Below are 21,605 nucleotides of genomic sequence, written 5' to 3' on the forward strand. Positions count from 1 at the left end.
TGTTGCCGAGCGGCCCGCATATCATCGTCTTCGCCAATGAAAAGGGCGGGACCGGCAAATCGACCACTGCGGTCCATGTCGCCATCGCGCTCGCGGCGAAGGGCGCGCGCGTCGCGTGCTTCGATCTCGACCATCGCCAGCGCACCGTCGGCCGCTATCTGGACAACCGCGCCGATACCATCCGACGCAACGGCAACGCGCTGCCGATGCCACGCCACGCCACGCATGACGGCGTCAGCGAGGATTTCTTCGCGGAGACATGGCATAGCCTGCTGAGGGATACCGACTTCCTGATCGTCGACACGCCCGGCCGCGACGATCCGTTCGCGCGGACGGCGGCGACGCTGTCGAACACGCTGGTCACGCCGATGAACGACAGCTTCGTCGATTTCGACCTGATCGGACAGGTCGATCCCGAGACGTTCCAGGTGACGCGCCCGTCCTTCTATTCCGAATTGATCTGGGATGCGCGCAAGCAGCGGGCGCGGGCGGACGGGACGACGATCGACTGGGTCGTGCTGCGCAACCGGCTTCAGCATATCGAGGCGCGCAACATGCGCCGCGTGCAGGAGGCGCTGGGGCAATTGTCGAAGCGGGTCGGGTTCCGGATCATCCCGGGTCTCGGCGAACGCGTGATCTATCGCGAGATGTTCCCGCAGGGGCTGACGATGATCGACGCGCGTGAGTTCGGCTCGATGGGTCTCGGCCATGTCGCCGCGCGGCAGGAACTGCGCGAGATGATGGCGGCGCTGCAATTGCCCGAAGTCGTGTCGGGTCAGCCGGTCGTGCCGGGTGTCGCTGCATGAAGTTCCTGCTCGCCGCCCTTATCATCTGGGTGGTGTGGAAATATCTGCGACCCTCGGGCAAGCGCCGCATGGCGGCCGAGGAAGTGGAGGCGCGGGCGATATTGGGCGTCGGCCCGTGCGCGAATGCGGAGGCGATCCGGGCGGCGCATCGCCGGTTGCTGGCGGGGGTGCATCCCGATCGCGGCGGATCGACCGAACTGGCGCGCCGGATCAACGCCGCGCGCGACACGCTGGTCGGGCGACCGGCGGGCGATCGGACGATCGACGGCGCGTGAGCCACCGGTTCGATCCCACGATCTTGCGCGAATACGACATTCGCGGCACCGTCGGCGCGACGCTGCACGAAGCGGATGCGGTGGCGGTCGGTCGCAGCTTCGCGACCTGCGTGCGGGCGGCTGGCGGTACGCGCGTGGCCGTGGGGCGTGACGGGCGGCTGTCGTCGCCGATGCTGGAGGCGGCGCTGGTCCGTGGCCTGACCGCCGGTGGCGTCGATGTGGTGCGGATCGGCCTCGGGCCGTCGCCGATGCTCTATTATGCCGAGGCGGTGATGGAGGTCGATGCCGGTATCCAGGTGACGGGCAGTCATAATCCCGCCGATCACAACGGCTTCAAGATGGTGCTGGGCCATCGTTCGTTCTGGGCGGACGATATCCAGCATCTCGCGCGGTTGGCCGAGCAGGGCGACTGGAGCGAGGGCGACGGCACGGTGACCGACGCGGACATGCTCGACGCCTATGTCGGCCGGCTGTTCGCAGGCTATGGCGGCGGCGCGTACCGGATCGGCTGGGATTGCGGCAGCGGCGCCGCCGGGCCGGCGGTCGAGCGGCTGACGGCGTTGCTGCCGGGCGAGCATCACCTGCTCTACACGCAGCCGGACGGGCATTTCCCGCACCATCATCCCGATCCGAGCGAGGAGGCGAACCTCGTCGATCTGCAGGCGCTGGTGGCGGCGAAGGGCCTTGATTTCGGGCTGGCCTTCGATGGCGATGGCGACCGGATCGGGGCGGTCGATGGCAAGGGACGGGTGCTGTGGGGTGACCAGATACTGGGCCTGATCGCCGAGCCGTTGCTGCGCGAACTGCCCGGCGCGACGATCATCGCGGATGTGAAGGCCAGCCAGGCGCTGTTCGACCGGATCGCCGATCTTGGCGGCACGCCCTGCATGTGGAAGACCGGGCACAGCGCGATCAAGACGAAGATGGTGGAGACCGGCGCGCCGCTGGCGGGCGAGATGTCCGGGCATATCTTCTTCGGACACGACTGGTACGGATTCGACGATGCGCTGTTCGCGGCGGTGAAGCTGATCCGCGCGATCCACGCCAGCGGCCGCTCTCTGACGCAGTTGCGTGACGCGATGCCGGCGTTGGTCTCGACGCCCGACCTGCGCATTCCGGTGGCGGAGGATCGCAAGCTGGGGGTCGTGGCGGCGGTCGATGCGCGGCTGGAGCGGGACGGGGTTGCGGCCGATCGCACCGATGGCCTGCGCGTCGTGCGGCCCGATGGGTGGTGGTTGCTACGGGCGTCGAACACGCAGGGCGCGTTGACGGTGCGGGCGGAGGCGAATGACGAGGCTGGCCTCGCCCGCTTGCTGGCGGAGGTGGACGCGCATCTGGCGGCGAGCGACGTCAATCGCGGATGCGCCGCTAAAAGCTGACGCCCGGCTCGATTTTTGCCGTCCGAACGCCCACATGGGCGGTCATGCCTCCGCCCCAACCACAGATCGTCCGCGTCATCGACCTGGAAACCACCGGCAACGCACCGCCCGCCCATGCGGTGATCGAGATCGGCTGGCAGGACGTGGCGCTGGGCAAGGACGGCCGCTGGGAACTGTATGGCGAGGGGGGCAGCATCCTCGTCAATCCCGGTCGCCAGATCCCGCCGATCACGATGGCGATCCATCATATCCGCGACGAGGATGTGGCGGACGCTCGCTGGTGGCATGACGTCGCCCGGCCGGTGCTCGATCCCTGGCCGCGTCGCATCGCGCTCGCCGCGCATAGGGCGAGTTTCGAGGAGCAGTTCTGCACCGCCTCGCTGACGCGCAGTGCCGACTGGATCTGCACGTGGAAATGCGCGCTGCGCCTGTGGCCGGATAGCCCCAGCTTCTCCAATCAAGTGTTGCGCTATTGGCGGAAACCCGAGGGGATGATCCATGAACGCGGCCTGCCGATCCACCGCGCATTCCCCGACAGCTATGTCACCGCCCACCATCTGCGCGATCAGTTGAACGAGGCGTCGGTCGAACAGCTGATCCAGTGGTCGAAGGAGCCGGGTCTGCTGCCCCGCGTCCGCTATGGTCCCGATCGCGGCAAGGAATGGCGCGAGATCGAGGAGGAGAGCCTTATCGGTTTCCTCGGCGACCGCGATCCCGATATCCGTCACACCGCCGAAACCGAGATGGCTCGGCGTCGTGGCGGTGGCCATGTCGGTCGGATGACGGCGCAGGAACTGCTGCTCTAGGCGCGTCCGGACGCCGGCTCAGGGCTTCCGGAATTTATAGACGAACTGGTCGGTCTTGCCCCGAACCGCCGGGTCGAACACGGCCTTGCTGTGGTCGTCGGCCGGGTTGCGCAGCACCTTGCTCTCGCCGACGAAGCGGAAGCCGGCGGATTCCACCTGCTGGCGGATCGCAGCCGGATCGATGCGGTGCGTCGTGCCGGTATGCGCCATGCCGCTGCCGGGTGCATCGGCATGGTCGATGACGACATAGGTGCCGCCCTTCTTCAGCAATTTGAACACCGCCGCGTCGAACGCGCGCAGCGCCGGTTCGCCCGCACCGTTGTTCGGGATGTCGTGATAGTTCTGGACCGTCCAGAACAGATCGACCGGCACCGGCGCGGTCGGCAGGTTGGTCGCCTGAACCTCGGCGGTGACGTTGGGCAGGTTGCGCGCTTTCAGGGCCGGCAGGCTCTTTTCCGCATAGCGGGCGCCCGCCGCCGGCCAGACGGCAAGGACCTTGCCCTTCGGCCCGACGATGCCGGTAAAGATGCGTGTCCAATATCCCGATCCCGGCAGATAATCGACGACGACGTCGCCGGGCTTTACGCCGGCAAAGGCCAGTACCGCTGCCGCCTGACGCCGGGCATCGTCGCCCTGCTGGTCGGCGCGTGCCGGATCGGCGAGGGCGCGCATGACCGGGGCGGATGCCTGTTGCGCCATCACCGGGGCCGTCACCAGTGCCGCCGCCGCGATCCACATCGCCTTCATGCCGCTCTCTCCTGCTCTCGTCGTCGCTTTGCGGGCACAGCCTAACAGGTCGTTCCCGAAAGCAAAGGTCATCGTCCATGTCGTTTGCTTGACGATGCGATCCCAATGGGCGTAGGTGAAATTCAAGAAGCGAGACCCAATATCACATTTTGGGAAACCGCCTTGATGGAGTTGTCCGTACCGGGCGCGTTGCTCCGCTTGATGGAGGGGATAATGACCCACACTACTGCCGCCGTTCTGACCGGTGTATCGCGCGTCGCCCTGGGTGCCGCTCTTCTGCTTGCCGCCGGCACCGTCGCTGCGCAAACCGCGCCCGTCGCCACCACGCCGCAGGGCGCGCCGGTGCCACCGCCAGTGCAGGCGACCACCGACCAGCCGACGCAACCCGCCCAGGCGGATGATGCCAGCGGTCCCGACATCGTCGTCACCGGTATCCGCGCCAGCCTGGCCAACGCGCTCAGCGCCAAGCGCGATTCGGCGCAGGTGCTCGATGCCATTTCGGCGGAGGACATCGGCAAGTTTCCCGACAAGAATGTCGGCGAGGCCTTGCAGCGCGTCACCGGCGTGCAGATCACGCGGGCCGGCGGCGAAGGCTCCGGCGTGTCGATCCGCGGTGCCGATCCGGCGCTGAACCGCGTCGAGATCAACGGCCAGACCGCGCTCAGCACCGCCGCCGGCGTCGCCAGCCGCTCGGTCGAGTTCCGCGACATCCCCGCCGAGTTCGTCTCGCGGCTGGAAGTGGTGAAGTCCGCCACCGCCGATATGACCGAGGGCGGTCTGGGCGGGACGGTGCGCATCATCACCCGCCGGCCGTTCGATGCGAAGGAGGGCTTCCTGTCCGGCTCCGCGCAGGCGGTCTATGGCGACCTGGCCGACCGCGTCGATCCGAAGTTCGCGCTGATCGGCAGCAAGCTGTTCGCCAACGACACGATCGGCGTGCTGATGTCGGGCACCTATGAAAAGCGTAGCCTGTGGTACGATCAGGCCCGCACCACCGGCTGGCGCCAGATCGAGCGTTTCCCGACATCGGCGACCAATCCCGCCAGCACCGGCTGCCTCGCCGCCCGCAATCAGGCGCGCTGTGTCGATATCGACAATAACGGGTTCGGCGACTTCTTCCCGGACATTCCCCGCTACGTCATCAACCGCGAGTTGACCGAGCGTTACGCGTTCAACGGCATCGTCGAATGGCGGCCGAGCGACGATGTCCGCGCCTTTGTCGAGGGCACCTACACCCGCGGCAAGCAGAAGATCGACTCGCAGTTCCTCCAGCTGAGCACGACGCAGGCGGTCGCCAATGGCGGCGTCGATCTGGCGAACACGACGCTGGGCGAGGATCAGACGGTCGACAAGGTCACTTTCATCGGTGCGGCCGGGGCGCCGGGTGGTCTGAGCGCCACCTATCGCAACATCCTGGGCGTGATCGACCGTCAGCAGTTCAACGGACAGGTCGGTGCCGACTGGGACGTGACCGACCAGTTCAAGATCACCGGCCGCGCCGCCTATGCCAAGGCGAAGGCGTACAACAACGAGATCAACGCGACCGCGGTGGCGCAGGGTCTGTCGTCGATCACGGTCGATTACAGCAACGACCAGCAGGCGCCGAACATCACGCTGCCGATCGATGTCGCCACGACGCAGGGCCTGACGCAGTTCATCGTGCTGCGCCGGCCGCGGTATAACGAGCAGCAGGAAATCGACCTGAAGCTGGACGGCGAGTACAAGCCGGAGAGCTGGCTGACCTCGCTGAAATTCGGCGTGCAGAAGCGCGACGTGAAGGTCACCAGCCGGCTGTTCGACGGGACGAAGACGTACAACGCCTTTGTCGCGAACACGCCGGGTCGCGGCAACATCACCAGCAACACCTATGCCAGCGGATCGTCGCAGACGGTGACCGATTCGACCGGCACGACGACGGATATCCTGAACCAGATCCAGAGCATCGTCGGGCCGAATGCGACGCTGGGCGATCACGATTTCTTCAACACCGGCGATCTTGGCTTCGACGGGATCAAGCGCTGGCTGAATCTCGGCATGAACGTCGCGAATGCGGCGGGGATACCCGATCCGTTCGTCAATCCGGTGGCCGCGGATACGTGGCGCGTCACCGACAAGAATCTGGCGGCCTATGTCTCCGCCGCGTTCGAGCTGGAACCGCTGGGCAAGCGGCTGACCGGCGTGGTCGGTGCGCGGGTCATCAATACGAAGACCGACACGCGCGGATCGATCGTATCGGCACCTGCCGGAACACGACCGGGATCGGTCACCCCGTTTACGTCGAAGGGCGAATATACCGAGTTCCTGCCCAGCCTGAACCTGAAGCTGGAGCTGATCCCCAACAAGCTGCAGCTGCGCGGCACCGCCACCGAAGTGATCGCGCGGCCGGCGCCGTCCGATCTGGCGCCGCGCTTCACGCTGGACAATGTCGGCTTCACCGGATCGCGCGGCAATCCTGCGTTGCAACCTTACCGTGCCCGCCAGTACGATCTGGGCGTGGAATGGTATCTGAGCCGCGTGAATTTCGTCTCGGCGACTTTGTTCCGCAAGGACATCAGCTCGTTCGTCGATCGCACCACGCAGCAGGAGGTGATCGACGGCGTCAACTACACCATCACGTTGCCGGTGAACGGTACGTCGAAGGTGCAGATCAACGGCGCGGAGTTCGGCGGCCAGTATGCGTTCGATTTCCTGCCCAAGCCGTTCGACGGTTTCGGCGTGACCGCGAACTACACCTGGTCGGACGACAAGGGGTATAACCAGAAGGACTATTTCACGGGCGACGCGCTGACGTTCCCCGGCCTGTCGAAGCACAGTTATAACCTGTCGGGTTATTACGACAACGGGTCGCTGTCGGCGCGCCTGTCGTACAATTGGCGCTCGCGCTATCTGATCGCGGCGCTGGATCGCGGCAACAACCCGGCGGTGGGCGAGCCGTTCGGCCAGTGGGACGCATCGGCGAGCGCCAACCTGACCGAGAAGGTGTCGCTGTTTCTGGAGGGCGTGAACGTCTTCAACGCGCAGCGGACCGAGAATGCGGCGAGCATCTATCGCCGCAACATCATCGAAACCTATGGCCGGCGCGTCTATGGCGGCGTGCGAGTGAAGTTCTGACCGGATCGTCGGGTCGATTGTCGATCGCGGCGCGATAGGGCAGGCTGGCGGTCATGAAAAAGCTGCTGGTCCTGTACGGTTCCTATCGCGCCGATCGCATGGGCATCCGCCTGGCCGATTACTGCGTTCGCGGGTTTCGTGAGCGCGGCGTCGAGGTGGAGTTGATCGACGCGCGGGCGGTCGGGCTGCCGATGCTCGACCGGATGTACAAGGAGCATCCCGCCGGCACGGCGCCGGCGGCGATGGAGGCGCTGGCCGGCAAGATCCGCGCGGCGGACGCGTTCCTGTTCGTGGTCGGCGAATATAACTGGGGCGTGCAGCCGGGGCTAAAGAACCTGACCGACCATTTCCTGGAGGAATGGTTCTGGCGGCCGGCGGCGATCGCCAGCTATTCCGCGGGCCGCTTCGCCGGTGCGCGGGCGGGGGTGGCGTGGCACGGGACGCTGTCGGAAATGGGCATGGTCGTGACGTCGAGCACGCTGGCGGTCGGGCCGATCAGCGCGGCGCTGGACGAGGAGGCGCGACCGACCGGTGGCGGCGGGGCTTCGCTGGAGCGGGCGTTTCCGCGGTTCGCCGATGACCTGACGTGGTGGGCAGATGCGGCGGCGGCGCAGCGGGCGGTGGTGGCGCCGCCTTACTAGGTCCGGTCACCCTCACCCTTCCGACGCTCCCGGTGGGAGAGGGAAAAGGTGGAAAGTCCCGAAAGTCACACCTCCCACGCGCGCGCGATCGTGCGTGCGCCTGCGCGTGGGCGATTATAGCGGGTGGACGGTTTGAAAGAGCGACTGTTCGACCGGGATAATCGATGATGGCGCTGTAGGACATAGCGGACGGGTGTCCGGCATGTCGAAATACTGTTCCCCGGCGGAGGCCGGGGTCGAGTTGGGATGATCGTCGTGAGTCTTTACGGCCGTTCACTCAACTGGACCCCGGCCTTCGCCGGGGAACAAGTGCTCAGACGTCCAGATTTGCCACGTTCAGTGCGTTGTCCTGGATGAATTCGCGGCGGGGTTCGACGACTTCGCCCATCAGCTGGGTGAAGATCATGTCGGCCGCCGACACGTCGTTCGACGTCACGCGCAGCATGGTGCGGTTCGAGGGGTCGAGCGTGGTTTCCCACAGCTGTTCGGCGTTCATTTCGCCCAGCCCCTTGTAGCGCTGGATCGCCAGCCCCTTGCGGCCGGCGGTCAGGATCGCGTCGAGCAGCTGCGACGGGCGCGCCACGCGGCTTTCGCCGCGGATCAGCGCGCTGGTGGCGCCGGACGGCTGACCGACCGCGCCGGCCTCTTCCTGCGGTTCGCCGCTGTCATCGGCGGCGGCTTCCTCGGCAGCGGCGGCCTGCGCGGTGCTGCGCGAGGGGACCAGCTTGCCGGCATGGGCGAAACTGTCCGACTGTTCGGTCGCCAGTGTGTGCAGCTTGCGCGCTTCGGCCGACGAGATGAAGCTGGCCTCGACAATGTGGTGATCGGTCACGCCGCGCCACAGCCGTTCGAAATGGATGCCGCCATCCTCGGTCAGGCGCGCGGACCATTTCGCCTCGCCGACATGGCCGGTATCGCCCGATTCCAGCCGGCGCGTGACCTCCGTCGCGGTCGCTTCGCGCTGATCGCGGGTGAGCGTCGGGTCGAGCGCGCCGGCCAGTGCCAGCACCTCGATGATCCCGGCGTCGTAGCGCCGGGGAACGTAGCGCATGACCGAGCGCATCCGCCGGGCATGGTCGGTCAGGTCCTTCAGGTCGGCACCGGTACGCGGGCCGTTGACGGTTTCGAACACCATCATCTGCACGCCCGCCTCGACCAGATAATCGTCGAGCGCGGCATCGTCCTTCAGATACACTTCCGACCGGCCCTTGGTCGCCTTGTACAGCGGCGGCTGGGCGATGAAGAGGTGACCGCGCTCGATCAGTTCGGGCATCTGGCGATAGAAGAACGTCAGCAGCAGCGTGCGGATATGCGCGCCATCGACGTCTGCGTCGGTCATGATGACGATCTTGTGGTAGCGCAGCTTGTCCGCATCGAAGCCGGCGCGATCGACGCCGGTGCCGATGCCGGTGCCCATCGCCTGAATCAGCGTGCCGATCTCGCGGCTGGAGATCATCCGGTCGAACCGGGCGCGTTCGGTGTTCAGGATCTTGCCGCGCAAGGGGAGGATCGCCTGGAAATGGCGGTCGCGGCCCTGTTTGGCGGAGCCGCCGGCGGAGTCACCCTCGACCAGGAACAGTTCGGACTTCGCGGGATCGCGCTCCTGACAATCGGCCAGCTTGCCGGGCAGCGAGGCGATATCCATCGCGCCCTTGCGCCGGGTCAGCTCGCGGGCGCGCTTGGCGGCTTCGCGGGCGGCGGCGGCGTCGATGATCTTGCCGACGATCGATTTGGCATGGGCGGGATTTTCGTCGAGCCACTCGGCGAGCTTGTCCGCCATCAGGCTTTCGAGCGGCTGGCGGACCTCGGACGAGACCAGCTTGTCCTTGGTCTGCGACGAGAATTTGGGATCGGGCAGCTTGACCGAGACGATCGCGGTCAGCCCCTCACGCATGTCCTCGCCGGTCAGCGAGACCTTTTCCTTCTTCAGCAGGCCCGACTTTTCGGCATAGCTGTTGAGCGTGCGGGTCAGCGCGGCGCGGAACGCGGCCAGATGCGTGCCGCCGTCGCGCTGCGGGATGTTGTTGGTGAAGGCGAGGACGTTTTCGTAATAGCTGTCGTTCCATTCGAGCGCGACGTCGATGCCGACCTCGTCCCGCTGGCCGTGGATCGCGATCGGTTCGGGAAACAGTGGCGATTTCGCGCGATCGAGCCACTTCACGAACGCGGCGATGCCGCCTTCGTAATACAGCTCCACCGTGCGCGCTTCTTCATGGCGTGCGTCGGTCAGGAACAGGCGGACGCCGGAATTGAGAAACGCCAGTTCGCGGTAACGGTGTTCCAGCTTCTCGAAATCGAATTCGATGATCTTGAACGTGGCGGGCGAGGGCAGGAAGGTGACGCGCGTGCCCTTGCGGCCATCGGCGGTGCCGGTGACCTTCAGCGGGGCGACCGCATCACCGAACGCGAAGCGCATGTAATTCTCTTCGCCGTCGCGCCAGATCGTCAGGTCGAGCCATTCGCTGAGCGCGTTGACCACCGAGACGCCGACGCCGTGCAGGCCGCCGGACACCTTGTACGCGTTGTCGTCGCTGGTGTTTTCGAACTTACCGCCAGCGTGGAGCTGGGTCATGATGACCTCGGCCGCCGATACGCCTTCCTCGGCATGGATGCCGGTCGGGATGCCGCGGCCGTTGTCGGTGACGCTGACCGATCCGTCGGCGTTCAGGGTGATGTCGATGCGATCGCAATGCCCGGCCAGCGCCTCGTCGATCGCGTTGTCGCTCACCTCGAACACCATGTGGTGCAGGCCCGATCCGTCGTCGGTATCGCCGATATACATGCCCGGCCGCTTGCGCACGGCGTCGAGCCCTTTCAGCACCTTGATCGAGGAAGCGCCGTAATCGGAAGTGTTGGGAAGGTTGGGAACCGGATCGGTGGAATTCGTCATGACGGGGATATAGCGACTCCGGCCCATATCCCCAAATGAAAGCGGCGGTTTTCCGTCGTTAGACGGTGGCGGAAGCCGGCGACGCGCGCCGCCGCCGCAGCATCGCGCCCGCCAGCGCCATGCCGACAATCATCATCGCCCAGCTCGCCGGTTCCGGCACCGCGCCCAGCAGGCGATAGATGTCGCCGTCCTTCTTGGTCAGCAGGTACAGCTCGCCCAGCGCATCGACGCCCATGCGCAGGTCGACCCGGTATGTCCCCTCCAGCGCCATCATGCTGGTCGGCAGTCCATCGAGGTTCAGTTGCAGTTCGCGGAGCAGCGCCAGGCCACCCTCGCCGCTGGTGTCGCCCGGCGTGAAATAGAAGATGCGGCCGTTGACGATGTCGTCGACCAGCATCTGGCCGGCGAGTTCGGGGATCAGCGAGCCGCGATAAAGCTGGACCGCGCCGATCGCGGACCCTTCGCCATGATCGTATTGCGCGATCGGATCGGTGAAGCGACCGGGATTGGGATCGTCGGTGGCGGTGGACACGGACTTATCGGTCGATCGCCCGAAGCTGCCTTCACGCAGCGGCCAGCCGTAATTGGCGCCGGCGGTGCCGATGTTCACTTCCTCCAGCTGCGCCTGACCGATGTCGCCGATGTACATCCGGCCGTTCAGCGCATCCCAGCTGAACTGTTGCGGATTGCGCAGGCCCGATGCCCAGACCTCGCCGAGCGCGCCGGCCTCGCCGACATGCGGATTGTCCTTCGGCACGGAATAGGCGAGCGGACCATCGCCGTCGGGATCGGCGGGGTCGATGCGCAGGATCTTGCCGAACGGGCTGCCGAGGTCCTGGGCGTTGTCATAGGGATCGTTGACGCCGCCGCCATCGCCGAGGCCGATGTACAGCTTGCCATAGTCGGTCGACGTGGTGTCCACGCTGGTGTTGAACGAGATGGTGCCGGGGCCGTGATCGCCGCTTGGTTGCGCGATCCGCAATACCTCACGCGTCGCGACGATCGTCGCGGTCGGCGCGGCGGGATCGGCGACGGTCCATTCGCGCACGACGTCATGATGGTTGACGGGGCCGTTGCCGGCATAGGTCGCGGCCGGTGCGCCCGCCGCGGCGGTGGTGTCGTTCGTGTAGAAGGTGCGATAGCCGGGTTTCAGCGGATCGACGTTGAAGTTCGGGTGGAAGGCGGACGAAACCAGTCCGGTCTGGCTGTTGATTTCGGCGAACCCGACGCCCTGTTTGCGGATGTCGAAATAGACGCCGGGCGTGGTGCCCGCGGTCGTCGTGACCGAGATCACGCCGTGGGTATCGTTGACGAACAGGCGGTTCGATCCGTCCTTCACGGCGCGCATCGACTGGACCGCCGCCGCTCCATAGACGGCGGGGGCGGTGACGAAGGGCGACACGTTGACGCCGATGCCCGGCGCGATCGCCTGCATCACGGGATCGAGCACCACGGCGGCCTGCGCGTTCGCGGCCAGCCCGAAGGCGATCGCGACCATGCTCACCCGCGTGATGCGGCTCATCATACCCATCGCTGTCGTGCTCCCCCGTTAGCCAAACCATCATAGGTTTGCGGGTTCGGAAAGGCAGGGCTCGTTTGGGCCGATACGTACCAGAATGGGTCACTTCACGCCGCCGCCTGCCGGCGGCCGGTCACAGGTCGATGCGGGTCGCGTCCGTGCCGATCGCGTCGAACAGCGCCGGCTCGGTGCCGGTCATCCAGGTCTGGCCGCGCCCCGCCAGCCGGTCGAACAGCGCGGCGCGGCGGGTGGGGTCGAGATGCGCGGCGACCTCGTCCAGCAGCAGCACGGGGGCGCGGCCGGTGCGGTCGGCGACCAGTTCGGCATGGGCGAGGACGATGCCCAGCAGCAATGCCTTCTGCTCGCCGGTGGAGGCGAGGGCGGCGGCCTGATCCTTGTCGAGATGGGTGACCGCCAGATCGGCGCGGTGCGGGCCGACCAGCGTCCGCCCCGCCGCCGCATCGCGCCGCCGGCCGAGCGCGAGCGCGGCGGCGAACGCTTCCGGCTCGATCGCCTCGCCGACCAGCGCCAGCCCGGCGCGGGCGAACGGCCCGGCCGGCACCGCCGCCAGCCGATCGGCGAGCAGCGTCACCGTGTCGGCGCGGGCGGCATCGAGCGCGGTGCCATGTTCGACCATGCGAGCCTCCAGCGCGCCCAGCCAGTCGGGATCGGCGTGGCGCTCGCCGGTCAGCAGGCGGTTGCGCTCCCGCATCGCCGCTTCGTACCGGGTCGCGTGCATGGCGTGCGAAGGGGCGAGCGCCAGCGTCAGCCGGTCGAGAAACCGCCGCCGCTCGCCCGCCGGTTCGACGAACAGGCGATCGGTGGCGGGGGTCAGCCACAGGACGGTCACCCATTCGGGCAGCGTGTTGGCCGATGCGGTCGCGCCCTGCACGCGCACCAGCCGGCGTTCGGGTGCCGAGGCGAGCGCGCCGGTGGCCACCTCGACATCGCCGGCCACCGTCGCCGCCACGCCGAACCCGCCGTCACCCCCCTGCCGCGCCATCGCCGCCAGTCCGGCACGACGCAGGCCGCGACCGGGGGCGAGCAGGGAAACGGCCTCCAGCACATTGGTCTTGCCGGCGCCGTTCTCGCCGGTCAGCACGACGAAGCCGGGGCCGGGCGACAGCGCCAGTGCGGCGTGATTGCGAAAATCGGTGAGGATCAGGCGGGAGGGCATTCAGGTGGCGGCGGGATGTACCGTCATGCCCGATCGGCCAGCCGCCGTGGCGAGATCGTCGTCCAGCGTGCCCAGATCGCAACCATGGTCGATCGCGATCGCCAGATGCAACGCATCACCGGATCGCAGTCCGCGCGGCTGCGCATCGACCATCAGCGCCGCTTGCAGGAAATGGCGATCATGCAGCGGCAGCAGGTTCATGGTGGCTTGCAGCAGCCGCCAATTGTCCTCGACCGCCAGCCTTTCGGCGCCGCTCAGGGCGCCGCGTCGCTGCTTCATCGCGAAGGCGCTCGCCACCTCCACCCGCGTCCAGTGACTGAAGGCCAGCGTGTCCGATTGTTGATCGAACCAGTTCCGTACCCGATCGCTTGCCGTCTCTGCCGTCAGGAGCGATACCAGCAGCGACGTATCGCAATAAATCACTAGTAGCGGGCTTGCTTACGCATGTCGGCCACGGTGTCGATCGGATCGAGGGGCAGTGCCTCGGCCACGACCCGAATCTTCTTGAGAAGTTCCCGACGCTGTCGAACGGCGTCACCGGCGACGGGGGCGGCGGCCGTCAATCGGGCGACGATCCGGCCTTCCTGAAGGATATCGACCGACTCGCCCTGTCGCACCCGATCGACGAGTTCGGTCAGTCGGCCGTCGGCGTCGGAAAGATTATAGGCATCCACGATCGCGACTCCTCCTGCCTGAATATCTAGGGCCGCGCCGGGATGCCCGCAATCACGTCCTTAAACGGCCAGAAATCTGTAAACTGTCAGTCCGACCGACACGCAGGTGCCTGCAATTGCGTACTTTTTCGCATTTCAATGCCTCGTCGGTTCTGCAGACTGTCAAGTTCTCGGATCCTTCGCAGGCGGACAACCCATCGAACTTTACACATCGGCGTGGGGCGTTCAACGATGCTGGCACAGGGGGGCACGAATGGCTGCGGATCAGATCTACGTCGGGCGAGCCGACGCCGTTGACCTCGAGATCGACGGCGAGACCGTCGTCGATCTCAACGAAGCCCTCTCCGCCGCTGCAGCGGACGCCACCGAAATCACCATCTTGGGCGGATATTACCAGGCGGAATGGCTGGTAAAGCTGTTCAGGAGGCTTCCGGCACGTCGCCGACGCGCGTGCAAGGTCAGGATCGCGGTCGGCTCCGACGCGACCGTGAGCCTGCCACGCACTTTCCGCGAGATGCAGGACGTTCGATCGGAACTGCGTCGGCTGGGGTATCGCGACATCGAAGTCGCGGTGGTCGGTCGCTCTCCTGTCCATTTTCACACCAAACTGTTCCGGTTTCTCCGCACCACCCGACCCTCCTGGTATGTCGGTTCCGCCAACCCCGGCAGCGAACGGCACGAACTGATGATCCGCGTGGCGGGGCGACACCCGGGTCTCTCCAGCTACGTCGATGCCGTCTTCGCCGTTGCACAGTCCGTCGAGCAAGGCGTCCCAGAACGTCAGTCTGCAACTACCATCCGCGAGTTCCTTCTGGACGGCGTTCTCTGCCATCGGCCGCCGGCGCAGCAGCTCTTCACGTTCGATGCGTACAGGTTGTCGCCCGAAGATCGCAGGCGAATCGATGCCAGACTGGGCGAAGGAAGCGGCGTCGAGCATGCCAGCCCCCGGACCGAGGGTTTCGGATTCGGCCTGCGCAGCGCACTGGCTCTGCCGGCAGACGAGGATGGGGACGGGGACGGCGTCGAGACGCGCACACGCTTTCGCTCGCTCGGCATGGACACGCTCTTCGGCTTGTGGATGCCGCGCGTCTATGCCGAGGAAGCCGAGGCTTCCGTGCGGCAGCGCGAGGACGCGCGCCGCTCGCGCCTCGCGTCGATTGGATGGGCCCTCACCGAGGACGGCGGCGAAGACCGCGTGCGGGCCGCCTTCCAGGCCTACGTTGCTTCGATGGACCGTTACCTCGATGATCTCGGCATCGACGCCAGGCCGGTGCGCGATCGGGACGCTGCCTTCAATCGATTCGTCACCTCGCGAAGGCGCAGTCTCTCCGACCCCGCGTTCCAGCAGCGCCATGCTCGGCTGATGACGTTCGCGCCGATGTTCGACGTCTGGCAGGATCCGGACGTGGCTAAAAAGTTCGAAGCCAGCTTCTTCGAAGACCTCGCCTGGCGCTCGTCGCCGTCCGCGACCCGACGACCTCGCATCGTGAAGTCGATCATCGACGGGATGAACGAGGACGCGATCTGGCAGACATCGGAGGAGCTTCAGGACGCTTTCGCAGCGCGACTGTCGGCCGATCCGTGGTCCGACGAGGATTGGCTCGGCTGAACGGTACGTCACGACAGGAGACACTGCCGACGGCTTGCCGCGGCCGGGAACGTCGATACTGCCTGCTCTAGAAGCGTCACATCCCCGACCAGTACGGCGGTCCTGCGCGCCCTCGTAATCGCAGTGTAGATCATGGTGCGGTCCAGCAGCCGGCTGGGCACGATGGGGATGATCACCCGCTCGAACGCGGATCCCTGGGCCTTGTGCACCGTGATCGCCCATCCTCGCAGGATGCGCTGGAGATCGACCGGTCGGATCTCCGTCCGCGTGCCTGCCTCGTCGTCGAACAGCACCATGGCCCCCTTGGGCGTGGCGTGCTGCACGATGCCGAGACTGCCGTTCATGATGTCGACAGTCTTCCGACGCCCTTCGTCGTCCACCGATCCCGCGTCGTGATCGTAGCTGTTGCGCGTCCACAGTATCTTGCTGGTCTCAGCGATCCCCCAGTCGTGGATCGGAGGCTGCGCGCCGGCCCAGCGCCGTTCGATCCGGTCGGACAGGGTCGTCACACCGGCAGGACCGCGTAGGGTCATGCCGAGGATCTGGACGCGCGCGGCATGGAGGTGCCGCATCGCCGCCCGATCCGGTTTGTCTGCTGGCGAGCCGACGAACGCCTCCAAGATCCCCATGATCGTGTCGGGAACGTCAGCCGTACTGCAGGCGGCGATGAAGACCCCGTCACGTCCGGCATCCTCGGCGTCGAAGCGCGGCACCTCGGGCATGGCTCCTGTGCGGATGGCGGAAGCGATCACGGGTATCGCGCTGTCCCCCAACTGGCGATGAACTTGGCTCAGCGTAGCGCGGGGTACCCGTGTTGTTCCAACAAGAGCGGCGAGAGGGTTGCCTGCACCGATTGGCGGCAGCTGTCCTGGATCGCCGACCAGCACCACGCTGACCTCATCGGGGATCCACGACATGATCTGCCACAGGTCGGGCGTAGCAATCATCGACGCTTCGTCGATGACGAGGATGCCGGCGCCCATCTTCCGCCCGCCGACCGTGATCGCCTTCAGGAAGCGATGCACGGTCATTGCGTCATGACCCGTCGCCTCCTGGAGACGCTTGGCGGCGCGTCCGCTCAGCGCGATCTGCGTGTATGCCCGATCGAGGTCGTGGGCGAGATGCATAATCGCGCGGGTGACCGTGCTCTTTCCCGTACCTGCCGCTCCGTCGACGATGCAGAAGCGCGAGGCCGCCACCTGTTTCACGGCCGCGATCTGCGCCCGATCCATCCGGAAGCCCAGCTCCGCTTCCATGACAGCGATCGCGCTCTCGGCCTTCTCCCGCGGAGCGTTGACCTCCCGAAGCCTACTCGAGATCTTCCTCTCGATCTCCGCTTCCATCATCGCCGGCCCGCGTCCCTGCCACATGCCGGCGCGCTCGACGAGTTGACCGTCAGCGACAGCGAGATCGAACGCGGCGGCGGCGTGGCGTTCGCCCGCGCGGCCCAGGAGCGACCTGAGACCAGCCAGAATGTCCCGACGCTCCGACGCGGTGTGACCTCCTGCACCCCGCTCGTGCCCCCGGTACCGCCGTGCGACCACCTCCTCGACGGCCGCGCGCAGGCGGCGGGGATCATCGGTGGCGATGCCGAGCCGGCGCGCCCGGTCGTCTACCTTCCGCCAGGGCTGCAGGGCTGAAAGAGCGTACGGATCGTCCTCAAGCCTCTGGACTGCGGAGCGACCCCAGAGCTGCGCCGCCATCATGGCGGTCGCGGCATCGAAACCGTAGCGATCGAATTGCTCCAGGACGTGGACCTCGTCGGCGAGCATCCGGAACTCGTTCGTCAGCGCGACGCTAACGACAGGACCGAGGTCTGCAGCGAGAGCCCCTGCGTCGCCGTCCTGAAGAATGCGGTAGAGATCGGTCCCGTGCACCTTCCACAGCTTGCCCGCGGTGATGCGGCCCACGCCGGCGACGGCCTGGTTCGTCGCGATCCAGCGAACGATCGCCTCACCCCGTGGAACGAGGGGCAGCGCTATGTCCGCCCGGACTTGTCGTCCGTGATCCGGATCGTCGACCCACGCGCCGGTGACGCGCCAGTCTTCGCCCGCCTTCGGCTCGCGCGTCGCCACATTCGCGCCGATACGGACCCGTCGCGACGCTCCGTCCCCCGTGCTGCCGATCATGATGCCGCCGTTCGCGGGCGAAGGGTGGAAGGAGGTGACGGTCAGCTCCATCGTCACTCCGTGTGGCGCGGTGCCGTTCGCGATCATGGCATTCGTCCCGTCTCGGCGACGAAGCCCCGCAGGAAGCCGACCTCCTGACGAAGCCGCTGGTTCTCCGCACGCAGGAGCAACAGTTCGCTCTCCAGATCGGAAATGCGACGATTGCTCGGCTCCTGCTCCTCCGCCGCCGCACGGGCGGCGGCAAGCCTTGTCGTCCCGGCGGTTCTTTCCCATTCGTCATAGGTGGCGAGCAGGCGGGCGCACCAATCGTTGGTGGCGAAGTTCTGGCGGTTGAAGCGACGTCCGCCGGCGCTGATGGCCTGGGCCACCTTCCCGGCGGACGCCTTGCCTGCATGTCGTGGCAGCGCTTCTTCCCCAAGGCCGCGGAGGTAATCGGCCACCACGCGTGCGTTCAGCCGGGCGGCCGGTGCCGCTGGGCCGCCGAGTTTGGCGTCCGGTATGGCTTCCAGCTCCTGGATGATGGTGTCGATGAGGTCGCGCACCCCCTGCTCGACGGGGGCATCGGGGCTCATGTGCGCTCCTTCGCCTGGCTGAGCGCCTCATACAGCGCGGTCTTGCCAACCTTCATCCGCGCCGCCGCCTCGCGGACCGTCAGTCCTGCGGCGATGTGCATGCGGGCGCGCTCCAGCTTGTCCGGTGTGATCACGGGACGCCGTCCACCCTTCCTGCCCCGAGCCTCTGCCGCACGAAGACCTGCGCTCGTTCTCTCCACGATCAGGTCCCGTTCGAACTGCGCCAACGCTCCGAAGATGTGGAAGAGCAGCCTGCCCCCTGGGGTGTTGGTATCTACCGCCTCGGTGAGCGAACGTAGGCCGATGTTGCGGTGCTCGAGCTCGCCGACCGTATCTATCAAATGGCGGACCGACCGACCCAGTCGGTCAAACTTCCAGATGACGAGCGTGTCTCCGTCGCGAAGATATTCGATCGCGGCCCTGAGTCCCGGGCGGTCGGCCTGGACGCCCGAGATTCTGTCCTCGAAGACCCGGGCGCACCCCGCTGCGCGCAAGGCGTCCAGCTGAAGTGCCGGCTCCTGCTCGGCAGTCGACACACGGGCGTATCCGATTAAAGTCATATGACCTAAACGCCGCCGACTACGGGATGAAGCCGGCAAGGCGACCATCATGCTCGCCTGTCGTTTCGAGATGCGCCTCGATCGCGTTCTCGCGCCGCATGACGAGCAGTGTCGCGGGAAAGCCAACCGTCTGCGGAGAAGCTGTGGATTCGTCAGCAACCACCCGCCGAACCCAGGTGTCCAGTTCGACGATGTTCGAACCTGGCCTCACGCTGGAGTTGAATGCGTCGAACGCACGCTGTTGCGTGAGGAGCTGCGTGCCGATGGCAATCATCTGTCCCGGACCGGAGAACCGCTTCACCTCATTTTGGTGAATCGCAATCGACACGATAACAGAATTGCCGTCCTCTTCGACTCCGCCGACGAGATAGAAGGTCTCTAAGCTCCGACCAGTCTTAGTTCGATCAGCATGAATTTGACCGGCATGAGACACAATGCAGTCGACCACAGCCTGTGGCGTGACGGCGCTCGGATTGAGCTTCTCGAGCTCGTCCATCACACGTTCAGTACCAGTGAACTGTCCGGCTTGCGCGACTGCAACACGATTGCCGATGACGGTCGTCTTGGACGAGTTCCTGACCGTCGCCATGGTGTCAGGGTTGTGGAGAAGAGAGTCGCCGGCGATCGCTGCTCCCCCAACGAATGTCGCACCCATAATCACCGTCACGAAACTTCGCCTTCCGTCCGTAAACTCGTCCGGAAAACCCCCTGTCCGCCAATCCGTTCCGCGGGCAGTTTCCGGACAGCATCACGGATGACCGACAATCGCCCGTTTTTCGGACGGACTGTCTATCGCTCGAAGACGCACGTGCTCGCCGGTCCGTAGGGTTGGTGAGAATGGTCAGAGCCTGATCAGCACCCTCTCGTCGGCCCAGCCCTCGGCGGCTCGGCGCTTGCGCTCCTCATCACGCTGACGCGATCGAGCGGACAGACCGTAGACGTCCGCCTTCCGAGCCAGCACCCTGCGGTCATCCCGCATGATCACGTTCTGTCGCTTCAGGTCGATCGTCACCGAACCGGTCATGATGGGGAACGGGCTTCGCCGGTCCTCGACACGGAAGAGCGAGACCTGTCTGCGCACCGGATCGAGCCTTGCGATATACTCCTGCCCGAGTTCGCCGACGAAGAAGGCGGCGCATCCGTAATAGCAGCGCAGCACGCCTTCGAGCTGCTCCACCCTGTCCCCGTCGATCACCAGACGGCCATCCTCGTCAAGAGCGCCCAGCCCTTTCCCGGCTGACCTGACCATCGCCTCGGCCGTCCGCGACGGGTCCGCCAGCGCGTGCAGGTATTCGAGCGCCTGCTCGGCGAATTGCTGCTGGCTGCCGAAGTGGTGACGGATGTCGCGCACGATCGATGCGCCCGGTCGGCTTGCCGAACGCGTGCGGTTGAGCACGTTCAGCGCCTGATGGACGAGCAGGTCCTCGCGACGGCTCGCAGCGGCGGAATGGAAGGCATCCTCGTCGATCACGTCCGTCGCGGTGGCTACCGCGCGGGACAGACCCACCCTCTCTTGCGCGAGGCGGTCGTGAACTTCCGACGGAAGCTCGTCGGCGTGGGGCATGCGTCCGCGATCCAGCGCGAATGCGGCGATCGCCTCGAGCGGGCCCTGGATTCGTTCATGGACGGGTGCGGTCGACTGCGAAGCGCGCGGCCGCGCGCTTGCGTAGGCCGCCGTCGAGGCGCGCCGGCCCCTCCGACGCTCCAGCAGGAACTCCTGCTCGTCCTCGGGTCTGCGGAAGGCGACGAAGATGCCGGGTGCAAGCGCTACCGGCTCGCTGCCCGTCGCATGCGCGACGATCTTTCGCAGCTCGTCCTGCTGGTAATATTTCTGGAACGTACCCCGGGACGTGAGATAGCCATCGCGGAAGGGCTTCAGGCCATCGACCGGAACCGCGCCGGCAATCATGACCGAGACGACGAGGGCGCGACCCGCGAGCGTCCAGGCGCGTTCCAGCGCCGTCGATCGTTCGCGCTCGTCCTCTATGACGTTCAGGACGAAGCCCAAGTTGACGATTTCCGCTGGCGCGATCACGGCGTCAGGCGCGAAGTGGGGATCCCATCCCGATGCCTCGACGCCCGCGGCGATCAGACCGCGAAGGTCGTCGCCCTGACCGCAACCATAGTCGAAGACGCTGACGCCAGGCCGGACGACGCCCGTCCGCACGAGCAGGGACATGGGCTGGGAGAGATGATGGCGAACCATGGCGGTGCGATGACGGGCCACGACCAGCCCGTCGTCGATCCCGCGCGGTGTCATGGCCAGTCCTCCACGTGGAGGCCGAGACTGTCCAGTCGCGATGCCCATTGCCGCCGTGTCCCGATGCGATGCGCATCCACGAACGCCGACGCGGCCACCAGGCTCGACGTGAGCTTCGCCCACTCGGCGCGCAGCGGGTAGTCGTCGGCGACTAGCAGTTCCTTCCTGTGGAGTATTGGCGGGTTAATCCGGCGCGAATAGTCGATCTCGGCTGGCACTTCGGAACCCTCGGCAAGAACCCAGGAATGGGCCAGCGCCGGGAAGGGATCGCGATCAAAGTCGCGGTAGAGAAGCAGGCCGATGCGGCGGGCCTCGATGCGGGCCACGTTCCAGCCGCCGTCATGCAGGGTCTGGGCCCGGCTGACTGCGTCCTGTTTGCCACCGTCGAGAAGGTGCAGGGCCGACCTGTGCACGTAGACAGCTCCGCGCACCGACTTGCCGATTCCCAAC

At 66.3% G+C, this 21,605-nt stretch carries 18 protein-coding genes and 2 pseudogenes; 7 read left to right on the forward strand and 13 right to left on the reverse strand.

The features are described from left to right. Positions 1-2 precede the first annotated feature (2 nt). Genes JAO74_RS11910 through JAO74_RS11925 form a run of 4 tightly spaced genes read left to right on the forward strand, consistent with a single transcriptional unit; the run spans position 3 to position 3,266 of the window. A complete protein-coding gene (locus JAO74_RS11910) occupies positions 3-806 on the forward strand; it encodes a division plane positioning ATPase MipZ (RefSeq protein ID WP_233150968.1) in 804 nt (267 codons plus the stop codon). Then, positions 803-1,081 carry a J domain-containing protein gene (locus JAO74_RS11915; protein ID WP_199038173.1) on the forward strand — a complete coding sequence of 93 codons (279 nt, stop codon included), beginning with the start codon at positions 803-805 and terminating at the stop codon, positions 1,079-1,081. The genes JAO74_RS11910 and JAO74_RS11915 overlap by 4 nt, the downstream gene beginning before the upstream one ends. Next, on the forward strand, positions 1,078-2,460 hold the full coding sequence (pgmG, locus tag JAO74_RS11920) for a phosphoglucomutase/phosphomannomutase PgmG (protein ID WP_199038175.1): 1,383 nt from the start codon (positions 1,078-1,080) through the stop codon (positions 2,458-2,460). The genes JAO74_RS11915 and pgmG overlap by 4 nt, the downstream gene beginning before the upstream one ends. A 44-nt stretch (positions 2,461-2,504) precedes the next feature. Next, positions 2,505-3,266, forward strand: a complete 762-nt coding sequence (locus tag JAO74_RS11925) for an exonuclease domain-containing protein (RefSeq protein ID WP_056529553.1) — start codon at positions 2,505-2,507, stop codon at positions 3,264-3,266. Positions 3,267-3,284: 18 nt separating this feature from the next. Here the strand turns inward: JAO74_RS11925 and JAO74_RS11930 are convergent, their stop codons facing one another. Further along, positions 3,285-4,013, reverse strand: coding sequence for a class I SAM-dependent methyltransferase (locus JAO74_RS11930; RefSeq protein WP_199038177.1), 729 nt, complete (start codon positions 4,011-4,013; stop codon positions 3,285-3,287). 213 nt (positions 4,014-4,226) lie between these two features. Between JAO74_RS11930 and JAO74_RS11935 the strand changes: the two genes are divergently transcribed. Then, entirely contained in the window at positions 4,227-7,124 is a 2,898-nt protein-coding gene (locus JAO74_RS11935) for a TonB-dependent receptor (protein WP_199038179.1), read from the forward strand. 53 nt (positions 7,125-7,177) lie between these two features. After that, positions 7,178-7,765: an NADPH-dependent FMN reductase gene (locus tag JAO74_RS11940; protein WP_199038180.1), complete on the forward strand. Its 588-nt coding sequence runs from the start codon at positions 7,178-7,180 to the stop codon at positions 7,763-7,765. A 313-nt stretch (positions 7,766-8,078) separates the two neighbouring features. Here JAO74_RS11940 and gyrB read toward each other — a convergent pair whose 3' ends face one another. The 6 genes and pseudogenes from gyrB to JAO74_RS11965 all read right to left on the reverse strand — a co-directional run bounded on the left by gyrB (position 8,079) and on the right by JAO74_RS11965 (position 14,025). Further along, a complete protein-coding gene (gene gyrB, locus JAO74_RS11945; protein WP_199038182.1) occupies positions 8,079-10,655 on the reverse strand; it encodes a DNA topoisomerase (ATP-hydrolyzing) subunit B in 2,577 nt (858 codons plus the stop codon). A 58-nt stretch (positions 10,656-10,713) separates the two neighbouring features. Continuing rightward, positions 10,714-10,824, reverse strand: a pseudogene (locus JAO74_RS19265) (PEPxxWA-CTERM sorting domain-containing protein); the annotation flags it as partial. Between the two features lie 195 nt (positions 10,825-11,019). Then, positions 11,020-12,186: pseudogene (locus JAO74_RS18760) on the reverse strand (PQQ-dependent sugar dehydrogenase); the annotation flags it as partial. 121 nt (positions 12,187-12,307) lie between these two features. Next, on the reverse strand, positions 12,308-13,351 hold the full coding sequence (recF, locus tag JAO74_RS11955) for a DNA replication/repair protein RecF (protein ID WP_199038184.1): 1,044 nt from the start codon (positions 13,349-13,351) through the stop codon (positions 12,308-12,310). Next, positions 13,352-13,774: a type II toxin-antitoxin system VapC family toxin gene (locus JAO74_RS11960; RefSeq protein ID WP_199038186.1), complete on the reverse strand. Its 423-nt coding sequence runs from the start codon at positions 13,772-13,774 to the stop codon at positions 13,352-13,354. Beyond that, positions 13,774-14,025 (reverse strand): type II toxin-antitoxin system Phd/YefM family antitoxin, encoded by a 252-nt coding sequence (locus JAO74_RS11965; RefSeq protein ID WP_199038188.1) that lies wholly within the window; start codon positions 14,023-14,025, stop codon positions 13,774-13,776. Before JAO74_RS11965 ends, JAO74_RS11960 begins: the two co-directional genes overlap by 1 nt. Before the next feature lie 253 nt (positions 14,026-14,278). Between JAO74_RS11965 and JAO74_RS11970 the strand changes: the two genes are divergently transcribed. Beyond that, a complete protein-coding gene (locus JAO74_RS11970) occupies positions 14,279-15,634 on the forward strand; it encodes a hypothetical protein (protein ID WP_199038190.1) in 1,356 nt (451 codons plus the stop codon). 8 nt (positions 15,635-15,642) lie between these two features. Here JAO74_RS11970 and JAO74_RS11975 read toward each other — a convergent pair whose 3' ends face one another. From JAO74_RS11975 to JAO74_RS12000, 6 genes are all read right to left on the reverse strand, one after another. Beyond that, entirely contained in the window at positions 15,643-17,850 is a 2,208-nt protein-coding gene (locus JAO74_RS11975) for an AAA family ATPase (protein WP_199038192.1), read from the reverse strand. After that, positions 17,847-18,335 carry a hypothetical protein gene (locus JAO74_RS11980; protein WP_199038194.1) on the reverse strand — a complete coding sequence of 163 codons (489 nt, stop codon included), beginning with the start codon at positions 18,333-18,335 and terminating at the stop codon, positions 17,847-17,849. The genes JAO74_RS11975 and JAO74_RS11980 overlap by 4 nt, the downstream gene beginning before the upstream one ends. Next, entirely contained in the window at positions 18,332-18,895 is a 564-nt protein-coding gene (locus JAO74_RS11985; protein WP_199038196.1) for a recombinase family protein, read from the reverse strand. Before JAO74_RS11985 ends, JAO74_RS11980 begins: the two co-directional genes overlap by 4 nt. A 19-nt stretch (positions 18,896-18,914) precedes the next feature. Next, positions 18,915-19,484: a hypothetical protein gene (locus tag JAO74_RS11990; RefSeq protein ID WP_233150937.1), complete on the reverse strand. Its 570-nt coding sequence runs from the start codon at positions 19,482-19,484 to the stop codon at positions 18,915-18,917. A 252-nt stretch (positions 19,485-19,736) separates the two neighbouring features. After that, a complete protein-coding gene (locus tag JAO74_RS11995; protein ID WP_199038201.1) occupies positions 19,737-21,155 on the reverse strand; it encodes a DNA phosphorothioation-associated putative methyltransferase in 1,419 nt (472 codons plus the stop codon). After that, on the reverse strand, positions 21,152-21,604 hold the full coding sequence (locus JAO74_RS12000; protein WP_199038203.1) for a class I SAM-dependent methyltransferase: 453 nt from the start codon (positions 21,602-21,604) through the stop codon (positions 21,152-21,154). Before JAO74_RS12000 ends, JAO74_RS11995 begins: the two co-directional genes overlap by 4 nt. Position 21,605 lies beyond the last annotated feature (1 nt).

This window comes from Sphingomonas mollis (assembly GCF_016427505.1).
In the GTDB taxonomy this organism is placed as follows: domain Bacteria; phylum Pseudomonadota; class Alphaproteobacteria; order Sphingomonadales; family Sphingomonadaceae; genus Sphingomonas; species Sphingomonas mollis.